The organism is Microbispora sp. H11081 (assembly GCF_012999535.1).
Classification (GTDB): domain Bacteria; phylum Actinomycetota; class Actinomycetes; order Streptosporangiales; family Streptosporangiaceae; genus Microbispora.
In genome coordinates, this window is the sequence record NZ_JABBWV010000022.1 from 1 (window position 1) to 15,570 (window position 15,570).

Annotated in this window: 16 protein-coding genes and 1 pseudogene; 7 read left to right on the forward strand and 10 right to left on the reverse strand. The window is 72.0% G+C overall.

The features are described from left to right. Window positions 1–163: ATP-binding cassette domain-containing protein (locus HHX31_RS32155; protein WP_169953332.1), on the reverse strand; the 163-nt coding region annotated here is incomplete at its 3' end. A 17-nt stretch (window positions 164–180) separates the two neighbouring features. After that, window positions 181–1,383, reverse strand: coding sequence for an ROK family protein (locus HHX31_RS32160; RefSeq protein ID WP_169953334.1), 1,203 nt, complete (start codon window positions 1,381–1,383; stop codon window positions 181–183). Between the two features lie 153 nt (window positions 1,384–1,536). Here HHX31_RS32160 and HHX31_RS32165 point away from each other — a divergent pair, with 153 nt between their 5' ends. Both HHX31_RS32165 and HHX31_RS32170 read left to right on the forward strand, forming a co-directional pair. Continuing rightward, entirely contained in the window at window positions 1,537–2,280 is a 744-nt protein-coding gene (locus tag HHX31_RS32165) for a beta-phosphoglucomutase family hydrolase (protein WP_169953335.1), read from the forward strand. After that, window positions 2,277–4,679: a glycoside hydrolase family 65 protein gene (locus HHX31_RS32170; protein WP_169953337.1), complete on the forward strand. Its 2,403-nt coding sequence runs from the start codon at window positions 2,277–2,279 to the stop codon at window positions 4,677–4,679. Before HHX31_RS32165 ends, HHX31_RS32170 begins: the two co-directional genes overlap by 4 nt. 122 nt (window positions 4,680–4,801) lie before the next feature. Here the strand turns inward: HHX31_RS32170 and HHX31_RS34850 are convergent. The 4 genes and pseudogenes from HHX31_RS34850 to HHX31_RS32190 form a co-directional block, all read right to left on the reverse strand. Then, window positions 4,802–5,014 (reverse strand): annotated as a pseudogene (locus HHX31_RS34850) (short-chain dehydrogenase); the annotation flags it as partial. A gap of 102 nt (window positions 5,015–5,116) precedes the next feature. Further along, window positions 5,117–6,181, reverse strand: coding sequence for an MBL fold metallo-hydrolase (locus HHX31_RS32180; protein ID WP_249347262.1), 1,065 nt, complete (start codon window positions 6,179–6,181; stop codon window positions 5,117–5,119). 62 nt (window positions 6,182–6,243) lie between these two features. Then, window positions 6,244–7,500, reverse strand: coding sequence for an MFS transporter (locus HHX31_RS32185; protein WP_169953342.1), 1,257 nt, complete (start codon window positions 7,498–7,500; stop codon window positions 6,244–6,246). Continuing rightward, window positions 7,493–8,077, reverse strand: coding sequence for a helix-turn-helix transcriptional regulator (locus HHX31_RS32190; protein ID WP_169953343.1), 585 nt, complete (start codon window positions 8,075–8,077; stop codon window positions 7,493–7,495). The genes HHX31_RS32185 and HHX31_RS32190 overlap by 8 nt, the downstream gene beginning before the upstream one ends. Window positions 8,078–8,272: 195 nt before the next feature. Here HHX31_RS32190 and HHX31_RS32195 point away from each other — a divergent pair, with 195 nt between their 5' ends. Beyond that, the gene (locus tag HHX31_RS32195; RefSeq protein ID WP_311932456.1) at window positions 8,273–10,813 is read left to right on the forward strand and encodes a glycoside hydrolase family 9 protein; all 2,541 of its coding nucleotides are present in this window, start codon (window positions 8,273–8,275) and stop codon (window positions 10,811–10,813) included. A gap of 112 nt (window positions 10,814–10,925) precedes the next feature. Here the strand turns inward: HHX31_RS32195 and HHX31_RS32200 are convergent, their stop codons facing one another. From HHX31_RS32200 to HHX31_RS32210, 3 genes are read right to left on the reverse strand one after another with little or no spacing between them, the layout of a single operon-like run. Further along, window positions 10,926–11,222: a DUF2283 domain-containing protein gene (locus HHX31_RS32200; RefSeq protein WP_169953346.1), complete on the reverse strand. Its 297-nt coding sequence runs from the start codon at window positions 11,220–11,222 to the stop codon at window positions 10,926–10,928. A gap of 26 nt (window positions 11,223–11,248) precedes the next feature. Next, a complete protein-coding gene (locus tag HHX31_RS33915; RefSeq protein ID WP_211590626.1) occupies window positions 11,249–12,232 on the reverse strand; it encodes a DUF4258 domain-containing protein in 984 nt (327 codons plus the stop codon). Window positions 12,233–12,245: 13 nt separating this feature from the next. Beyond that, window positions 12,246–12,572, reverse strand: a complete 327-nt coding sequence (locus HHX31_RS32210; RefSeq protein WP_169953348.1) for a hypothetical protein — start codon at window positions 12,570–12,572, stop codon at window positions 12,246–12,248. Window positions 12,573–12,653: 81 nt separating this feature from the next. Between HHX31_RS32210 and HHX31_RS32215 the strand changes: the two genes are divergently transcribed. Both HHX31_RS32215 and HHX31_RS32220 read left to right on the forward strand, forming a co-directional pair. Further along, complete coding sequence (locus HHX31_RS32215; protein ID WP_169953350.1) at window positions 12,654–13,043, forward strand: YbaB/EbfC family nucleoid-associated protein; 390 nt, start codon at window positions 12,654–12,656, stop codon at window positions 13,041–13,043. A 65-nt stretch (window positions 13,044–13,108) separates the two neighbouring features. After that, complete coding sequence (locus HHX31_RS32220) at window positions 13,109–13,489, forward strand: YbaB/EbfC family nucleoid-associated protein (protein ID WP_169953351.1); 381 nt, start codon at window positions 13,109–13,111, stop codon at window positions 13,487–13,489. 13 nt (window positions 13,490–13,502) lie between these two features. On the opposite strand, the gene HHX31_RS32225 is transcribed toward HHX31_RS32220, so the two are convergent. Continuing rightward, window positions 13,503–14,261, reverse strand: coding sequence for an SDR family oxidoreductase (locus tag HHX31_RS32225; protein ID WP_169953353.1), 759 nt, complete (start codon window positions 14,259–14,261; stop codon window positions 13,503–13,505). A gap of 67 nt (window positions 14,262–14,328) precedes the next feature. Between HHX31_RS32225 and HHX31_RS32230 the strand changes: the two genes are divergently transcribed. Beyond that, complete coding sequence (locus tag HHX31_RS32230) at window positions 14,329–14,904, forward strand: TetR/AcrR family transcriptional regulator (RefSeq protein WP_169953354.1); 576 nt, start codon at window positions 14,329–14,331, stop codon at window positions 14,902–14,904. Between the two features lie 10 nt (window positions 14,905–14,914). Then, entirely contained in the window at window positions 14,915–15,556 is a 642-nt protein-coding gene (locus HHX31_RS32235; protein WP_169953356.1) for a B3/4 domain-containing protein, read from the forward strand. Window positions 15,557–15,570: the final 14 nt, after the last annotated feature.

Genomic DNA, 15,570 nt, shown 5'->3' on the forward strand with positions numbered 1-15,570 from the left:
CCGACAAGATCTTGATCAGCGTCGACTTCCCGGCACCGTTCTGGCCGAGCAGACAATGCACTTCCCCGGCCCTGACCTCAAGGTCCACACCATCCAGCGCACGCACGCCGGGGAACTGCTTGACGATCCCCCTCATCTGAAGCAAAGGGTGTTCGTCTGCCATGGGGTCTCCCAACGATGTCAGATGCCGGAATAGACGTGGTCGGAGTAGACGTGGTCGCTGATCAGGCGGGCGGCGCCGACGACACCCGCGGTGTCGCCCAGCTCCGACAGCACGATCGGCAGGTTTCCGGTGGCGAGCGGAAGCGACCTGCGGTAGACGACGCTTCTGATCTCCGCGAGCAGCACGTGGCCGAGCTTGGCCACGCCACCCGCGATGATCACGAGTCCGGGGTTGAAGAAGCTCACCAGGCTGGCCAGGACCTGTCCCACCCGGCGTCCGCCGTCGCGGATCAGCCCGATCGCGCCGGCGTCGCCCTGCGCCGCGGCGGCGGCGACGTCCTCCGCCGTCAGCGTGCCCGCGACCGCGAGCCGCTCCGCCAGGTACGGCGAGCCGCCCGAGCGCGCCACCGCGAGGGCCTCCCGCGCGAGCGCGGCGCCGCCGAAGTACGCCTCGAGGCACCCGGAGTTGCCGCAGGAGCAGGTCGGCCCGAGGTCGTCCACCCGGATGTGGCCGATGTCGCCGGCGCTGCCGGACACACCGCGGTAGATCTTGCCGTCCACCACGATGCCGCAGCCGATGCCGGTGCCGATCTTGACGAGCAGGAAGTCGTCGACCTGCCGCGCGAGGCCCGCGTGCAGCTCGCCGAGGGCCATGATGTTGACGTCGTTGTCGACCACCGTGGGGCAGCACAGTGCCTGCCCGACCGTCTCCCTGACCGGGTAGCGGTCCCAGCCCGGCATGATCGGCGGCACGACGGGGACGCCTTCCGCGAAGCTCACCGGCCCGGGGACGCCGATGCCGGCGCCGCTGAGATCGGTGAACAGCCCGTCGTCGCTCAGCTTGCCGAGCAGCTCGATGGCCCTGCCCAGCACGACGCCGGGGCCCTCTTTGATGTCACAGGGTTCGTTCAGGTGGCCGAGCACCTCGAGTTCACCGTTGGTGACCGCGATATCGATCGAGGTGGCGCCGATGTCGATCCCGGCGAACCGGATGTCACGCGCGATGCGCACCCGTCCCGAGCGCCTGCCGCCGCGTGAGGCGGCCAGCCCGTCGGGCTCGGCGAGCCCGAGCTCGACCAGCCGGTCCAGCTCGACGTTGAGCTTCGACCTGGACAGGTCGACCACGTCGCCGAGTTCCGCGCGGGAGCTCCCGCCGTCCCTCAGCAGACGCAGGAGCGCGGCCTGATGCGCGTTCTCCGGCCTGATGGTCGTCCTCTTCACCTACGCCTCCGCGTCCCGTGATTGGTCGGAAACGTACCCCTTTTCCGCTGGCCTGGGAAGACCTTTTATCGATCTGATGCAACCTTTCGCTGGATTCAGCAAAAGTCACCCTCTGTCTACTGGGTAGGAGTGCGGGAGACGGGGGGAGGACGCATGCTGGGATTGCCGGACGAGGTGCGCGGCTGCCTGTTCGACCTGGACGGGGTGCTCACGCGCACGGCGAGGGTCCACGCGGCGGCGTGGAAGGAGATGTTCGACGAGTTCCTGCGCGAGCGGGCGTCCGCCACCGGCACGCCGTTCGTGCCCTTCGACGAGACCGGAGACTACGAGCGGTACGTCGACGGCAGGAAACGCCTGGACGGCACCCGGGGGTTCCTGCTGTCCAGAGGCATCGACCTGCCCGAGGGCACGCCGGACGACCCGCCGGGCACACCCACGGTCAACGGCCTGGGCAACCGCAAGAACGCGCTGTTCCAGGCGGTCCTCGACCGGCAGGGCGTGGAGGTCTTCGAGGGATCGGTGCGCTACCTGCGGGCCGTACGCGACGCCGGGTTGCGCCGCGCGGTCGTCTCCAGCAGCGCCAACACCGCGCGGGTGCTCGCCGCGGCCGGGCTGGACGACATGTTCGAGGCGCGGGTCGACGGCGTGGTGGCCAGGGAGCGCGGCCTGGCCGGCAAGCCCGCCCCCGACATGTTCCTCGCCGCCGCCGCGGCTCTCGGGCTCGCCCCCGCCGAGGCCGCCGTTTTCGAGGACGCGCTGGCCGGGGTCGCCGCCGGGCGCGCGGGCGGCTTCGCCCTCGTGGTGGGCGTGGACCGCGGGCACCAGGCCGCCGCCCTGCGGGACAGCGGCGCCGACGTGGTGGTCAGGGACCTCTCCGACCTGCTGGACGAGACATGATCAGACATCCCGCCTTCGAGGTGGAGCCGTGGGCGGTGCGCGAATGCCACCTGCACGCCGACGTGCTCGCCCAGACCGAATCGGTCTTCGCCCTGTCCAACGGGCTCATCGGGCTGCGCGGCAACCTCGACGAGGGCGAGCCGTACGGGCTGCCCGGCACCTATCTCAACTCCTTCTACGAGCTGCGCCCGCTGCCGTACGCCGAGGCGGGCTACGGCTATCCCGAGTCAGGGCAGACGGTCGTCAACGTCACCAACGGCAAGCTCATCCGGCTGCTGGTGGACGACGAGCCGTTCGACGTCAGATACGGCACGCTGCATTCACACGAACGGGTCCTCGACCTGCGGGCGGGGACACTGACCCGGATGGTGCACTGGAGCTCCCCGACCGGAGCCACGGTGCGGGTCACCTCGACCCGGCTCGTGTCCTTCACCCACCGGGCCGTCGCCGCCGTCCGCTACGAGGTGGAAGCGGTGGACCAGCCGCTCAGCGTGGTCGTCCAGTCGGAACTGGTGGCCAACGAGACCGTGCCGCCGGTGGCCGACCCCCGCGCAGCCGCCGCGCTGGAGGCGCCGCTCGTCCTGGAGGAGAACGTCGCCGCGCGCGACTGCGCGTGCGTCATGGTCCATTCGACCAGGGCCAGCCGGCTGCGGGTCGCCGCCGGGATGCGCCACGAGATCGACGGCCCGGACGGCACCCACGTCGAGTGCGACGGCCAGGGCGACGTCAGCCGGGTGACGGTCGCCACCCGGCTGAAGCCCGGCGAGCGGCTGCGGCTGGACAAGTTCTTCGCCTACGGCTGGTCGGCCAAGCGGTCCAGGCCCGCGATGCACGACCAGGTCGTGGCGGCGCTGGCCGCGGCCAGGCTCACCGGATGGGAAGGCCTGCGCGACGAGCAGCGCGCCTTCCTCGACGACTACTGGGCGGGGGCGGACGTCGAGGTGGAGGGCGACTCCGAGGTGCAGCAGGCGGTGCGCTTCGGGCTGTTCCACCTGCTCCAGGCCGGTGCCCGGCTGGAGCGGCAGCCCATCCCGAGCAAGGGGCTGACCGGCTCGGGCTACGACGGGCACGCGTTCTGGGACACCGAGAGCTTCGTGCTGCCCGTGGCCATCTACACCTATCCCCGGGCCGCCGCCGACGCCCTGAGGTGGCGGCTGTCGATCCTCCCCCTCGCGCAGGCGCGGGCGGAACAGCTCGGGCTGCGCGGGGCCGCCTTCCCCTGGCGGACGATCAACGGGGAGGAGTGCTCGGGCTACTGGCCTGCGGGCACGGCGGCCTTCCACGTCAACGCCGACATCGCCGCCGCGGTCACGCGGTACGTCGACGCGACCGAGGACACCGGCTTCGAGCGGGAGGTCGGCCTGCCGCTGCTCGTCGCGACCGCCCGCCTGTGGAGCGCGCTCGGCCACCACGACGCCGAGGGCCGCTACCGCATCGACGGCGTGACGGGCCCCGACGAGTACAGCGCCGTCGCGGACAACAACGTCTACACCAACCTCATGGCGCAGCGGAACCTGCACGCCGCCGCCACCGTGGCCGTACGCCACTTCGACCAGGCGCAGGAGCTCGGCGTCACGCTGGAGGAGACGGCGACGTGGCGGGACGCCGCCGCGGCCATGCACCTGCCGTACGACGAGCGGCTGGGGGTCCACGAGCAGAGCGAGGGGTTCACCGGGCACGCGCGGTGGGACTTCGCGGCCACCCGTCCCGATCAGTATCCGCTGCTGCTCCACTTCCCCTACTTCGACCTGTACCGCAAGCAGGTCGTCAAGCAGGCCGACCTCGTGCTGGCCATGCACCTGTGCGGCGAGTCGTTCACGCCCGAGCAGAAGGCGCGCAACTTCGCCTACTACGAGGCGCTGACCGTCAGGGACTCCTCGCTGTCGGCCGCCACCCAGGCCCTGCTCGCCGCCGAGGTGGGGCAGCTCGACCTCGCCTACGCCTATCTCGGCGAGGCCGCGCTGGTGGACCTGCGCGACCTGAACCGCAACACCCGCGACGGCGTCCACATGGCCTCGCTCGCCGGGGCGTGGATCGCGCTGGTGGGGGGCTTCGGCGGCATGCGGGCCCGCGAGGGGCGCGTCCGTTTCGCCCCCCGCCTGCCCTCCGGCATCACCCGGCTCACGTTCCGCGTCCGCTATCGGGGCCGGCTGTTGCGGGTCGACATCGCCCAGGACGGCACGACGTACCGGCTGCTGCACGGCGACCCCATCACGGTGACGCACCACGGCGAGGAGCTCAGCCTCAGCGAGCGGCCGCAGACCCGGCGCAACCCGCCGCCGCCGTTCCCCGATCTGACGGTCAGGCAGCCGCCGGGCCGCGCGCCCGTGCCGCGGCGGCCCGGCGACCTGTCCACCGACGTCGCCTGCCCGCCGGAACACCCGGACGGCGAGCCCTGAGGTCAGAGCATGGCCTGCAGGGAGGCGCCGGCCTGCTCGCCGAGCCTGGTCGGCAGATGGGGCTCCTCGGCCATGACGGCCTCCCAGTTGTCGCGGATCGCCTCGACGGTGAGGTCGTCGGTCCACGACCCGCGCGCGTGCACGGCGAGCACGGCGTCGAAGTCCTCGACCGTCATCTTCCCGAACGACCGGTCGCGCAGGATGCCCGCGTTGTTGACGACGACCTTCGCCCCGCGCCGGCCGAGCAGCAGCGCGTGGGACCTGCCGAGCCCGTGCCCGGCTCCGGTGACGATCGTTACTCTCCCGTCGAACCTCAGCTCGGATCCCTCGGACATGGCGCCACCCTTTCCTCACGGGACCAGAAGAGAACATCGTTCTAGTTCTTTCCGCACGGTATCCCGTGCCGATCGGCCGGGAAAGCCCACGTGAGGGGACCGTCAGGCGGAGGGGCCGTACCAGAGGTCCGGCTTGCCGGGCACGCGGGTGACCATGTCCTGTCGCTCCAGCCACACGAGGTGGGCGAGCGTCTCGTTGTTGGCCGCCCGCCGCATGTGCGCGGGGATCTCCTCCCAGCCGCGCGACCACGTGAGCCGGGTGGCGATGTCCCAGCAGGTGGAGCCGTCGCCCTCGGTCACGACGCCGCGCACCTCCGCCAGTCGCTCCTCGTGGTGCGCGATCACGTAGTTCACCCGGTCCGAGAGTTCGAGGAAGCGGTACTCGTGGGCGGGCAGCACCTCCTCGACGTCGAGTCCGCCCACCGCCCGCAGCGCGTCGAGATAGTCGGCCAGCGGGTTGTCCGCCGACTGCGGGTGCACGGCGACCATCGGCGTGATCCTGGCGAGCACGTGGTCGCCGGAGAACAGCAGCCTGCGCTCCGGCTCCGCGAAGCACAGGTGGCCGGGCGAGTGGCCAGGGGTCCACACCGCCCGCAGGTCCCAGCCCGGCAGGTCGAGCCGGTCGCCGTCCTCGATGAGCCGGTCGGGCGTCGCCATCGTGACGAACTGCCGCAGCATGAGCGACGCCCCGGCCAGTTCCTCCGCCGTCATGTCCGGCACGCCGCACCGCACCAGCAGGTCGCGTTCCCGCTGGACGAGCGCGTCGATCGCCGAATCCTCGTACCGGTCGTGCACGATGCGGGCGTCGGCCGGGTGCAGCCCGATCCAGGCGCCGGAGACCTCGCGGATCCGGCCGGCCAGACCGTAGTGGTCCGGGTGGATGTGCGTCACCAGCACGGCCCGCACGTCGGTGATCTCGTACCCTGCCGTGGCGAGCCCCGCGACGAGCGCGCCGTACGCCTCCTCGGTGTTCCACCCGGCGTCGATGACGACCACCCCGTCGGGGATCTCCAGCGCGTAGACCAGCACGTAGCGCAGCGGGTTGATCGGGATCGGGACGGGGATCGACCACAGCCCCGGCCGCACCCGCTCCACCTCGGGCAGTCCCCCGCCCAGCCACGCCGCGCGCTGCGCCTCGTTCGCCGCGGTCACGCTCACCTTGTTCATCGACATCCCGTCCCTTTCGCAACCCTGCCCGCTTGATTCTGCCCCCCATACCGAATTTGGTTCTACCGGAGGTGCCTCACGGTGGGAGCGGCTGGGAGGCGTACGTACAGGAGGGCGGAGGCGAGGACGACCACGGCGGTGACGGCCCAGACAGGACCGACGCCGACGATCCCCGCCAGCGGCACCAGGCAGAGCGAGGAGAGCATGCCGCCGAACTGGAGTTGCAGGGAGTCCACCGACATCACGGTCGCCCGGCGGTCCGCGGCCACCCGCCGGTGGACCAGTTCCGTCCTGAGCAGGGAGGCGACCGCGAGCGCGGTGAACAGCACGACGTAGGCGGCCGCGGCGGCGGCGATCGCGGCCCAGCCGCGCAGCACCACCGAGGCGGCCAGCGCGGCGACCGCCGCCGAGACCACGGCGGTGGCGAGCACCGCCGCCCGTACGGAGCCGCGGGCCAGCCGGGCCGCCACCGGCGCGAGCGAACTGCCGAGCGCGTTGGCGGCGAACCCGGCGAAGGTCACGAAGGCGTAGGCGGCGCCGCCCGTCTCGGCCCGCCCGGTGACCTCCGCGAGCCGGCCGGGGGTCAGCATCTCGATCGTGTTGAGCATCACGCCGCCCGCCGCGGCCATCAGCAGCAGCCGGCCGAGACCGCGGTCGGTCAGCCCCATCCGCACTCCGCCCGCGATCGTGACCGGCACGTCGCGGACCGCCGCGGTCAGCCGGGCCGCCCGGCCAGGCCCCCGCGCCGTACGGCTCGGCTCCCGCATCAGCACGAGCACGGCCACGAGGAGGACGACCGAGGCCCCCGCCGCCGCCCAGACAGGCGCGGCCAGCGGATCCCGGCGTACGGCCAGCGGGAGCAGGCCCCCGGCGAGGGTGCCGAGCGCCAGGGCGGACGAGCCCGCGATGTTGCCCGCCGCCAGCCCGGGCTTGAGGTCGGCGTCCGGGCCGTGCCGCTCGTGCAGCGTGTCGACGTACCACGCCTGCGCCGGCCCGCTGGACAACGCGCGGGAGACGCCCTTGAGCACGGACGCGACCAGGAACGCCCAGGCGGAGTGCGCCAGCGCCATCACGACCAGCGCCGCCACGCCGACGACGGCCGAGGCGGCGAGCACCGCCCGCCTGCCGAGCACGTCGGCGAGCCCGCCGGTCGGCAACTCCAGGACGACGACGGTGACCGAGTAGGCCGCGGTGACGAGGCCGATCTCGGCGATGTCCAGCCCGCGCCCGGCCATCAGCAACACCATCGGCGCCAGCATCAGGCCGGTCGGCAGCCAGGTGAGGAACTCGATCGCGGCGTACCGCCCGTGCTCACGCATGTCCGGCGGCCGGGTCGTCGCGGCGCGGATGGGCCGCCAGCAGCACCGAGACCTGGCGCGCGTCAGGGTCGTCCCTGTCCCGCTCCCCGGCCTCGATGAACAGGGCCGAGACCCGCTCGTACAGGTCCGCCACCGTCGCGGGCGAGAGCCGCACCACGAGGTCGGACATGCCGGCGGCCTCCACCCACTCCTCGCTCCACAGGTCGCGCTCGCGCTCGAAGTTCTCCACGTCGGCGGCCAGCTTCTCCAGTTGCCGCCGCCGCAGGAACGCCGCGGCCTCCCTGCCCTCCGCGGTCGCGGCCATCTCCACGTCGCTCCAGGAGGTGAAGCGGTGGATCGCCCGCCACCGGCGCTCACGCCGGTCGCGCCGGTCGGGGTCCTGCTCCAGGAAGCCGTATCTGGCGAGTTGCCGCAGGTGATAGCTGGTGGAGCCGGAGCTCTCGCCGAGGCGCGCGGCCAGCTCCGTCGCGGTGGCGGAGCCGTTGGCGCGCAGTTCCCCGAGCAGCCGCACCCGCAGCGGGTGGGCGACCGCCTTCAGGGTGCGGGAATCGCGGACGTGGAAGACCTCCTGATCCATGCCTCGGACACTAACTCGCAAAGGTTCTTTTGCAAAGATTTCTCTGCGGAAATGAAATTTTCAGGCACGCGGCCCGGCAATGCCCGGTCAACGGCCTCACCCCGACCGGCTCGTTGACGTTCGGCGAAACCCAAAGGAAACATGCGATTCGCTCACCGCTTTGGGAGCGCTCCCACACCACCCCCGAGGACGACTGTGCTCAGACGAATCGGCATCCTCGCAGTGGCGGCACTGGCCACCGCATGCCTGACCGGCACGCCTCCCGCCACAGCGGAAGAGGGCCCTGAACAGATCCCCAACGGCACATTCGACAGCACCACGGACCCGTGGTGGCACACCGCGAACCTGAACTTCGAGCTGACCGACGGCCGGCTCTGCTCCGACATCCCCGGCGGGACGACCAACCCCTGGGACGCCATCATCGGCGTCAACGACATCCCGCTCGTGCAGGACGAGACCTACGCGTTCAGCTTCTTCGCCACCGCGTCGCCCGGGAAGGTCGCCAGGGCGTACGTCCAGCTCCCGACCGACCCCTACACGCAGTACGTGGCGGCCGCCCCCGAGCTGAGCGTCTCCGGCAACACCTACAGCTACACGTTCACCTCGCCCGTCGACCTGCCCAACGCGCAGGTGGTCTTCCAGCTCGGCGGCAGCGCGACGGCGTGGCGCTTCTGCGTGGACAACGTCTCGCTCAAGGGCGGGGCGCCGCCGGACATCTACACGCCCGACACCGGCCCCCGGGTCCGCGTGAACCAGGTGGCCTACCTGCCCAAGGGCCCCAAGAACGCCACCGTCGTCACCGACGCCACCGAGGCGCTCCCCTGGCAGCTCAAGAACTCCGCGGGCACCGTGGTCGCGAACGGCACCACCACCCCGCGCGGCGTCGACTCGAGCTCCGCGCAGAACGTCCACTCCATCGACTTCGGCTCGTACACGAAGGCAGGGACCGGCTACACGCTGACCGCCGACGGCGAGACCAGCCGGCCGTTCGACATCAAGCCCGACTCGTACGCCGACCTCAAGCTCGACGCGCTGAAGTTCTTCTACACCCAGCGCAGCGGCATCGCGATCGACGACGCCCTGCGTCCCGGGTACGGCCGGCCCGCCGGTCACGTGGACGTCGCCCCCAACCAGGGCGACAAGAACGTGCCCTGCCAGCCGGGCGTCTGCGACTACACCCTCGACGTGTCCGGCGGCTGGTACGACGCGGGCGACCACGGCAAGTACGTCGTCAACGGCGGCATCTCGGTCGCCCAGCTCATGAGCGAGTTCGAGCGCACCAAGAACGCCGCGACCGCCAAGCCGGTCGGGAGCCTGAACATCCCCGAGAGCGGCGACGACGTCCCCGACATCCTCGACGAGGCCCGCTGGGAGCAGGAGTTCCTGCTGAAGATGCAGCGGCCGGACGGCATGGCCCACCACAAGATCCATGACGAGAACTGGACCGGCCTCCCGCTGCTGCCGCACCTCGACCCGCAGAAGCGCGAGCTGCACCCGGTCTCCACGGCGGCCACGCTGAACCTCGCCGCGACGGCCGCCCAGGCGGCCCGGGTCTTCGCGCCGTACGACGCGGCCTTCTCGGCCAAGAACCTCGCGGCGGCGAAGAAGGCGTGGGCGGCGGCCAAGGCGCACCCGAACCTGCTCGCATCCCCCTCGGACGGCGTCGGCGGCGGCACCTACGACGACGCCAACGTCAGCGACGAGTTCTACTGGGCGGCGGCCGAGCTCTACATCACCACGGGCGAGCAGGAGTTCAAGGACTACGTCCTCGCCTCGCCGCTGCACACGGCCGACATCTGGAACACCGGCGCCATGGACTGGGGCAACGTCGCGGCGCTCGGCCGCCTCGACCTGGCGACCGTGCCCAACGCCCTGCCCGGCCGCGACGACGTGCGCGCCTCGGTGGTGGCCGGCGCGGACAAGTACCTCGGCATCCTGAAGGCCCACCCCTACGGCCTGCCGTACAACGCGGCGTCCTACGACTGGGGATCAAACAGCATCGTCGTCAACAACATGGTGGTCATGGCCACGGCCTACGACATCACCGGCGACGTGAAGTACCGCGACGGCGTGCTGCAGGGCATCGACTACATCTTCGGCCGCAACGCGCTCAACCAGTCGTATGTGACCGGCTACGGCGAGGTGGCGTCGAAGAACCAGCACAGCAGGTGGTACGCCCACTCGCTGGACACCTCGCTGCCCAACCCGCCGCGCGGCACGCTCTCGGGCGGTCCCAACTCCAGCATCCAGGACCCGGTGGCCCAGGCGAAGCTGACGGGCTGCGTGGCGCAGTTCTGCTACATCGACGACATCGGCTCGTGGGCGACCAACGAGCTGACGATCAACTGGAACGCCCCGATGTCGTGGATCGCGGCGTTCATCGCCGACCAGGGCGACGGCACCGTCAAGGCGCCGGCCTCCTGCGCGGTCACCTACACCACGCACGGCAGCTGGCCGCAGGGCTTCACCACCCAGGTCACCCTCAAGAACACCGGCACGAAGGCGATCGACGGCTGGTCGCTGAAGTGGTCTTTCCTGGGCGGGCAGAAGGTCGAGCACAGCTGGAGCGCGAAGTTCTCCCAGCAGGGTGCGACCGTCACCGCGGCGAACGAGACGTACAACAAGAAGATCCAGCCGGGCCAGTCGGTCACGTTCGGCTTCAACGGCCAGGGCGCGCCGCAGGCCAACCCGGCACCCGACCTGTTCACGCTGAACGGCGCCGCCTGCTCCGGCTGAGCGGACGCCTCCTCTGAAGACCCCGGCCGCCGCCTCTGCAGAGGCGGCGGCCGGTTCCATGTCGCCGGTTCGGCGTTCTCGCAGTGCCGGTGCGGCTCAGCGCAGGTGCGGCTCAGCGCAGGTGCGGCTCGTAGGGCGGCAGGCTGATGCCGCCGCCCTGCCCGCCCGCGTCGCCGTCATCGTCATCGCCGTCGTCGTCGGCCTGGGCGAGGACCTCGGGCCGCAGGATGCGCGACGCGCCGAGCACCTCGATGCCCAGGAGGCGCCCCTCCCGGTCCAGGTCGAGCACGATCTCCCCGCGCAGTTCGTCGTCCTCGACCTCGATCTGGGTGACCGCCTCTCCCTCGCCGATCTCGTCGACCAGGTAGATGTAGGCGACGTTGTTCTCACTGTCGTGATCGATGCGCACGCAGACCTCTCACCCTCGCCCGGCGGCTAGTTCCTTCGCTTCGTCTTGCGGATGACCGTGATGACGGTATCGGTCCTGTCGTTCACGACGACCTTCAACTTGTCCGTCTCGTAGACGGAGGTGCCGGGATCGTGGCCACGGCTCCGCCGGCCGTTCGCCTTGACGTCCTCGATCATGTCGTCGCTGAAGCCACGCTGGCTCTGGCGTTGCTCACTGTGGGCGGTCCGGCCGTCGGCGCCGGAACGGCTACCGCCACCTCCACCGCTACCGCCGCCACCACGGCGCCCGCCCCCGCCGCGGCGTCCGTTGCCGCCGCTCTGGGCGTTCTTGTTGCTGCGCCCCATGAGCATCAGGCCGTCGTGCGGAGACCGGCCGGTGGCCGCACGGGGGCCCACGGTCCCCCGCGCCGGGATCCGGTGGCCAGCGCCGGCGAACGCGGGGACCAGCCCTCCGCCACCCGGGCGGCGCAGCCCTTCGAGGATGTGGCGGAACTGCTCGGTGACCTTGCGGTCCAGCGCGGGCGCGAGCACCCGCCCCGCACCCTCCGCGCCCTCCCGCTGGATCTTCGCGATCGCGGCGCGTGAGCGGAACATCTCCGCCGCCGCCAGGGCCGCGCCGAGCGGACCGCCCGCCAGGTACGCCCGCGCCACCCGCACGGACGTGTAGACGGCGGTCGAGGCCACGGCGACCTTCACCCCGGTCGTCAGCCAGGCCGTGTTGTCGAGCACGGCCGGGGCCCACCGCGCGGCGGTGACCGCCCGGGCCAGATGCCCGCCCTCGCCGCCCGTCTCACTCCAGTAGCCGGCCAGCGCGGTCGCCGACCTGCCCCGGTAGGTCTCGCCCGTCCCCGCGATCGTCGCGTCGGCCGCCCCGCCGGACCGTTCCGTGCCCGCGAGCACGGTCCGCCAGGCGTCGGCGTCCTTGCGGATCTCGTCCTCGTCGACGTTCGGCCAGGGCACGCCGAGCAGGCTCAGCATCACGTCCACCTGCGGGGGAACCGTCAGCCCCATCGCCGGGCCCCCGTCACGCCCACTGCTCGCCGTACAGGTCCCGGGACAGCGACCGGCTCGCGTCCTCGGCCTCGGCGACGCGGGCGCTCGCCCTGCCCAGCCCGTCGCCGGTGTCGCCGATCGCCGCGGACAGGCCGGCCAGCGCCTCGACCCCCAGCAGCGTGCACTCGGCGTACGGACCGGCCAGCATGCCGAGCAGGCCGTCGTCCTGCCACGCGGCGCCACCGAGCCCGCGCTCCCTGAGCCGGCGCAGCGCCGAGGCGTAGTCGTCGCCGTGCACCCGCATCCGGAAGGCGTCCTGCCTCATCCGGTCGTGGACGATCTCCAGTCCCGACTCCATGCCGCAGACCCCAACTCCCCGCTTCCTATTCCGTATAGATCACAGTAAACGCTGATCTCCCTTTCGATAGCCTTCTTTCTCATGACGACCCCCTCCCCCGACGGCGACGCCGAACTGCTGGAGCGCGTGCTGGCGGAGGGCCGGGCGACGATGCGGCGGCTACGGGAGGCGCGGGCCCTGGTCCGCGACGTGACGGCGGAGGCGCAGAGCCCCGACCGGACGATCCGGGCGGTCGCCGACGGCCGGGGCGAGATCGTGGAGTTGCGCTTCGACCCGCGCGTCATGCGGCTCGACCGCGAGACCCTCGGCAGGCGCGTGACGGCCGTGCTGCGCGCGGCCCAGCGGGACGCCGAGGCCAGGACCCGGGAGATCACGGAGGCCGCCCTCGCCGACACCGCGGACGTCCCGCCTCCCCTGGACGAGAGGTTCGTCCGCGACCGCGTGGAGCGGATCGCCCGCGACCTGCTGTGACCCCTCACGACGACCCCTCACGACGACCCCTCACGACGACCCCTCACGACCCGACTGGAGGCGCCGTGTACGGCTCCCGCATCAACCCGGCCGACATCCGCGAGGAGGATCTGGCCGGGGCCGAGGAGCGGGCGGAGCGTCTGCGCGCCTGGGCCGAGGGCGCCCAGGCCGGCCTCGGCGAGATCACCGGCACCGGCGAGGCCGCCTCCGGTCAGGTGACGGCCACCGTGTCGGCGGAGGGCCTGGTGCTCGACGTGACGTTCGGGCCGCGCGCCTCGCGCCTGGACAGCCGGACGCTCGCGGAGGAGGTCCGTGCCGCCGTCTCCCGTGCGCGACTCGACGCCGCCCGCAGGACCGGAGAGATGATCCGCGAGGCCCTGCCCTGGTTCGACCCCGAGCAGGCCGCCGCCGACTTCGAGCGGCTGCTCGACACGTCCTGGGACTGACGGCGGGCGCGGATCACAGGTCGCTGCCGCCGGTGGCGTCGACGGTGACGCCGGTCACCCAGCCGGCGTCGTCCGAGGCGAGGAACGCGACCACCCCGGCCACGTCATCCGGCCTGCCCACCCGGCCCAGGGCCGCCCGCCCGGCCGCCGCCGCCCAGGCCGCCCCGTCGCCGCGCAGCCAGCCCGCGTTCATGTCCGTGTCGACGATCCCCGGCGCCACATTGTTGACCGTGATCGCGCGGGGCCCGAGATGCTTGGCCAGCGCGAGCGTGAAGGTCTCCAGCGCGCCCTTGGTCATGGCGTACGCGATCGCCTCGGGGAACGCGATCCTGGTCACGCCCGAGGTCACGGTCACGATCCGCCCGCCGTCGGGGATGCGCGGCAGCGCCCGCCGCGTGACGAGGAAGGCCGCCCGCGTGTTGACGGCGAACATCTCGTCGTAGTCCTCCGGGGTGATCTCCTCGATCGTCCCTCGCAGGGTGATCCCCGCGTTGTTGACCAGGATGTCGATCGGCGCCCCCGGTCCCAGCTCCCGGTCCACCCCGGCGAACAGCTCGTCCACGCCGCCCGGCGCGCCGAGCTCGGCCCGGACCGCGAAGGCCCGGCCGCCCCCGGCCTCTACCGCCGCGACCGTGTCCTTCGCCGCGGCCTCGTCTCTCGCGTATCCGACCGCCACCAGCGCCCCGTCGGCCGCCAGCCGTTCCGCGATCGCCCGCCCGATCCCTCTGCTCGCACCCGTCACGAGCGCCGTCCTGCCCCTCAGCGCGGCCATGCCAGCTCCTTTCTTTAGTGCCCGCTACAAAATAACACGATCTTAGCGATCGCTATAGAATCGGCGCATGGGAAGGACCAGGGCGTTCGACCGCGACGTCGCGCTGGAGCGGGCGCTTGAGGAGTTCTGGCGGCAGGGCTACGAGGCGACCTCGGTCGCGGGGCTGACGGCGGCGATGGGCATCAACCCGCCCAGCCTCTACGCCGCCTACGGTGACAAGCGCCGGCTGTTCGGCGAGGCCGTGCGGCGCTACCAGGAGACCCACGGCGCGTTCGCCGCCCGGGCCCTGGCCGGGGAGCCGACCGCGCGGGCCGCCGTCGGGCGCCTGCTGCGGGAGGCGGCGGAGGTCTACACCGACCCGGCGCATCCGCCCGGATGCATGATCATCTCAGCGGGGGTGAACACGACCGACCCCGGCGTGATCGGGGAACTGCGGGAACACCGCGAGGCCGGTAAGGCCGCGATCCGCCGCCGCGTCGAGCGGGACGTCGAGACCGGCCTCCTCCCGCCGGAGACCGACGCGGGCGCGCTGGCGACGTTCTTCGCCTCCGTCATCCAGGGCATGTCCACCCAGGCCAGGGATGGCGCGGCCCGCGAGGATCTGCACGCGGTGGCGACGCTCGCCATGCGCGCGTGGCCGTAGGCTGCCGGGCATGCTTGACGACATCCGGGTGGACGACGCGGTCACCGCGCTGCGTCCCGACTTCGCCGTCCTGGCGATCTGCGCGTACGGCCTGCGCAACGGGCCGTCGGACGACCGCTCGCGGGCCTGGCTGGCCGACGCCGCCGCGAACGCCGCGCCGCCGGACGACCCCAGGATCGAGGCGTGGCGGTCGGCCTACCGCGCGTTCGGCGCGAAACCGCAGCGCACCCGGCCGTCGGTCGACGCGCTGGTCCGCCGGATGCCGCTCCCCGAGATCAACCTGGTGGTGGACGCCTACAACGCCGTGTCCGTACGGCACTGCCTGCCGATCGGCGGCGAGGACCTGCGCCGATACCAGGGGGCCGCACGGCTGGTGCGGGCCGCGGGCGACGAGCCGTCGGAGGAGGCGCTGGGCGACCCGGAGATCGGCGAGGTGGTGTGGCGCGACGACGCCGGGGTCACCTGCCGGCGATGGAACTGGCGGCAGTGCGTCAGGACCAGGATCACCGAGGAGACGGTGGACGCGCTATTCCTCCTGGAGCGTCTCGAACCGCTCTCTCTGGACGCCTTGCGTTCGGCGGGCGACGACCTCATGGGTATGCTGCCTGATATAAACCCCAATATCCGGATCGAGTCGCGGTTCATCGGCTGACACAGCCGAGATGA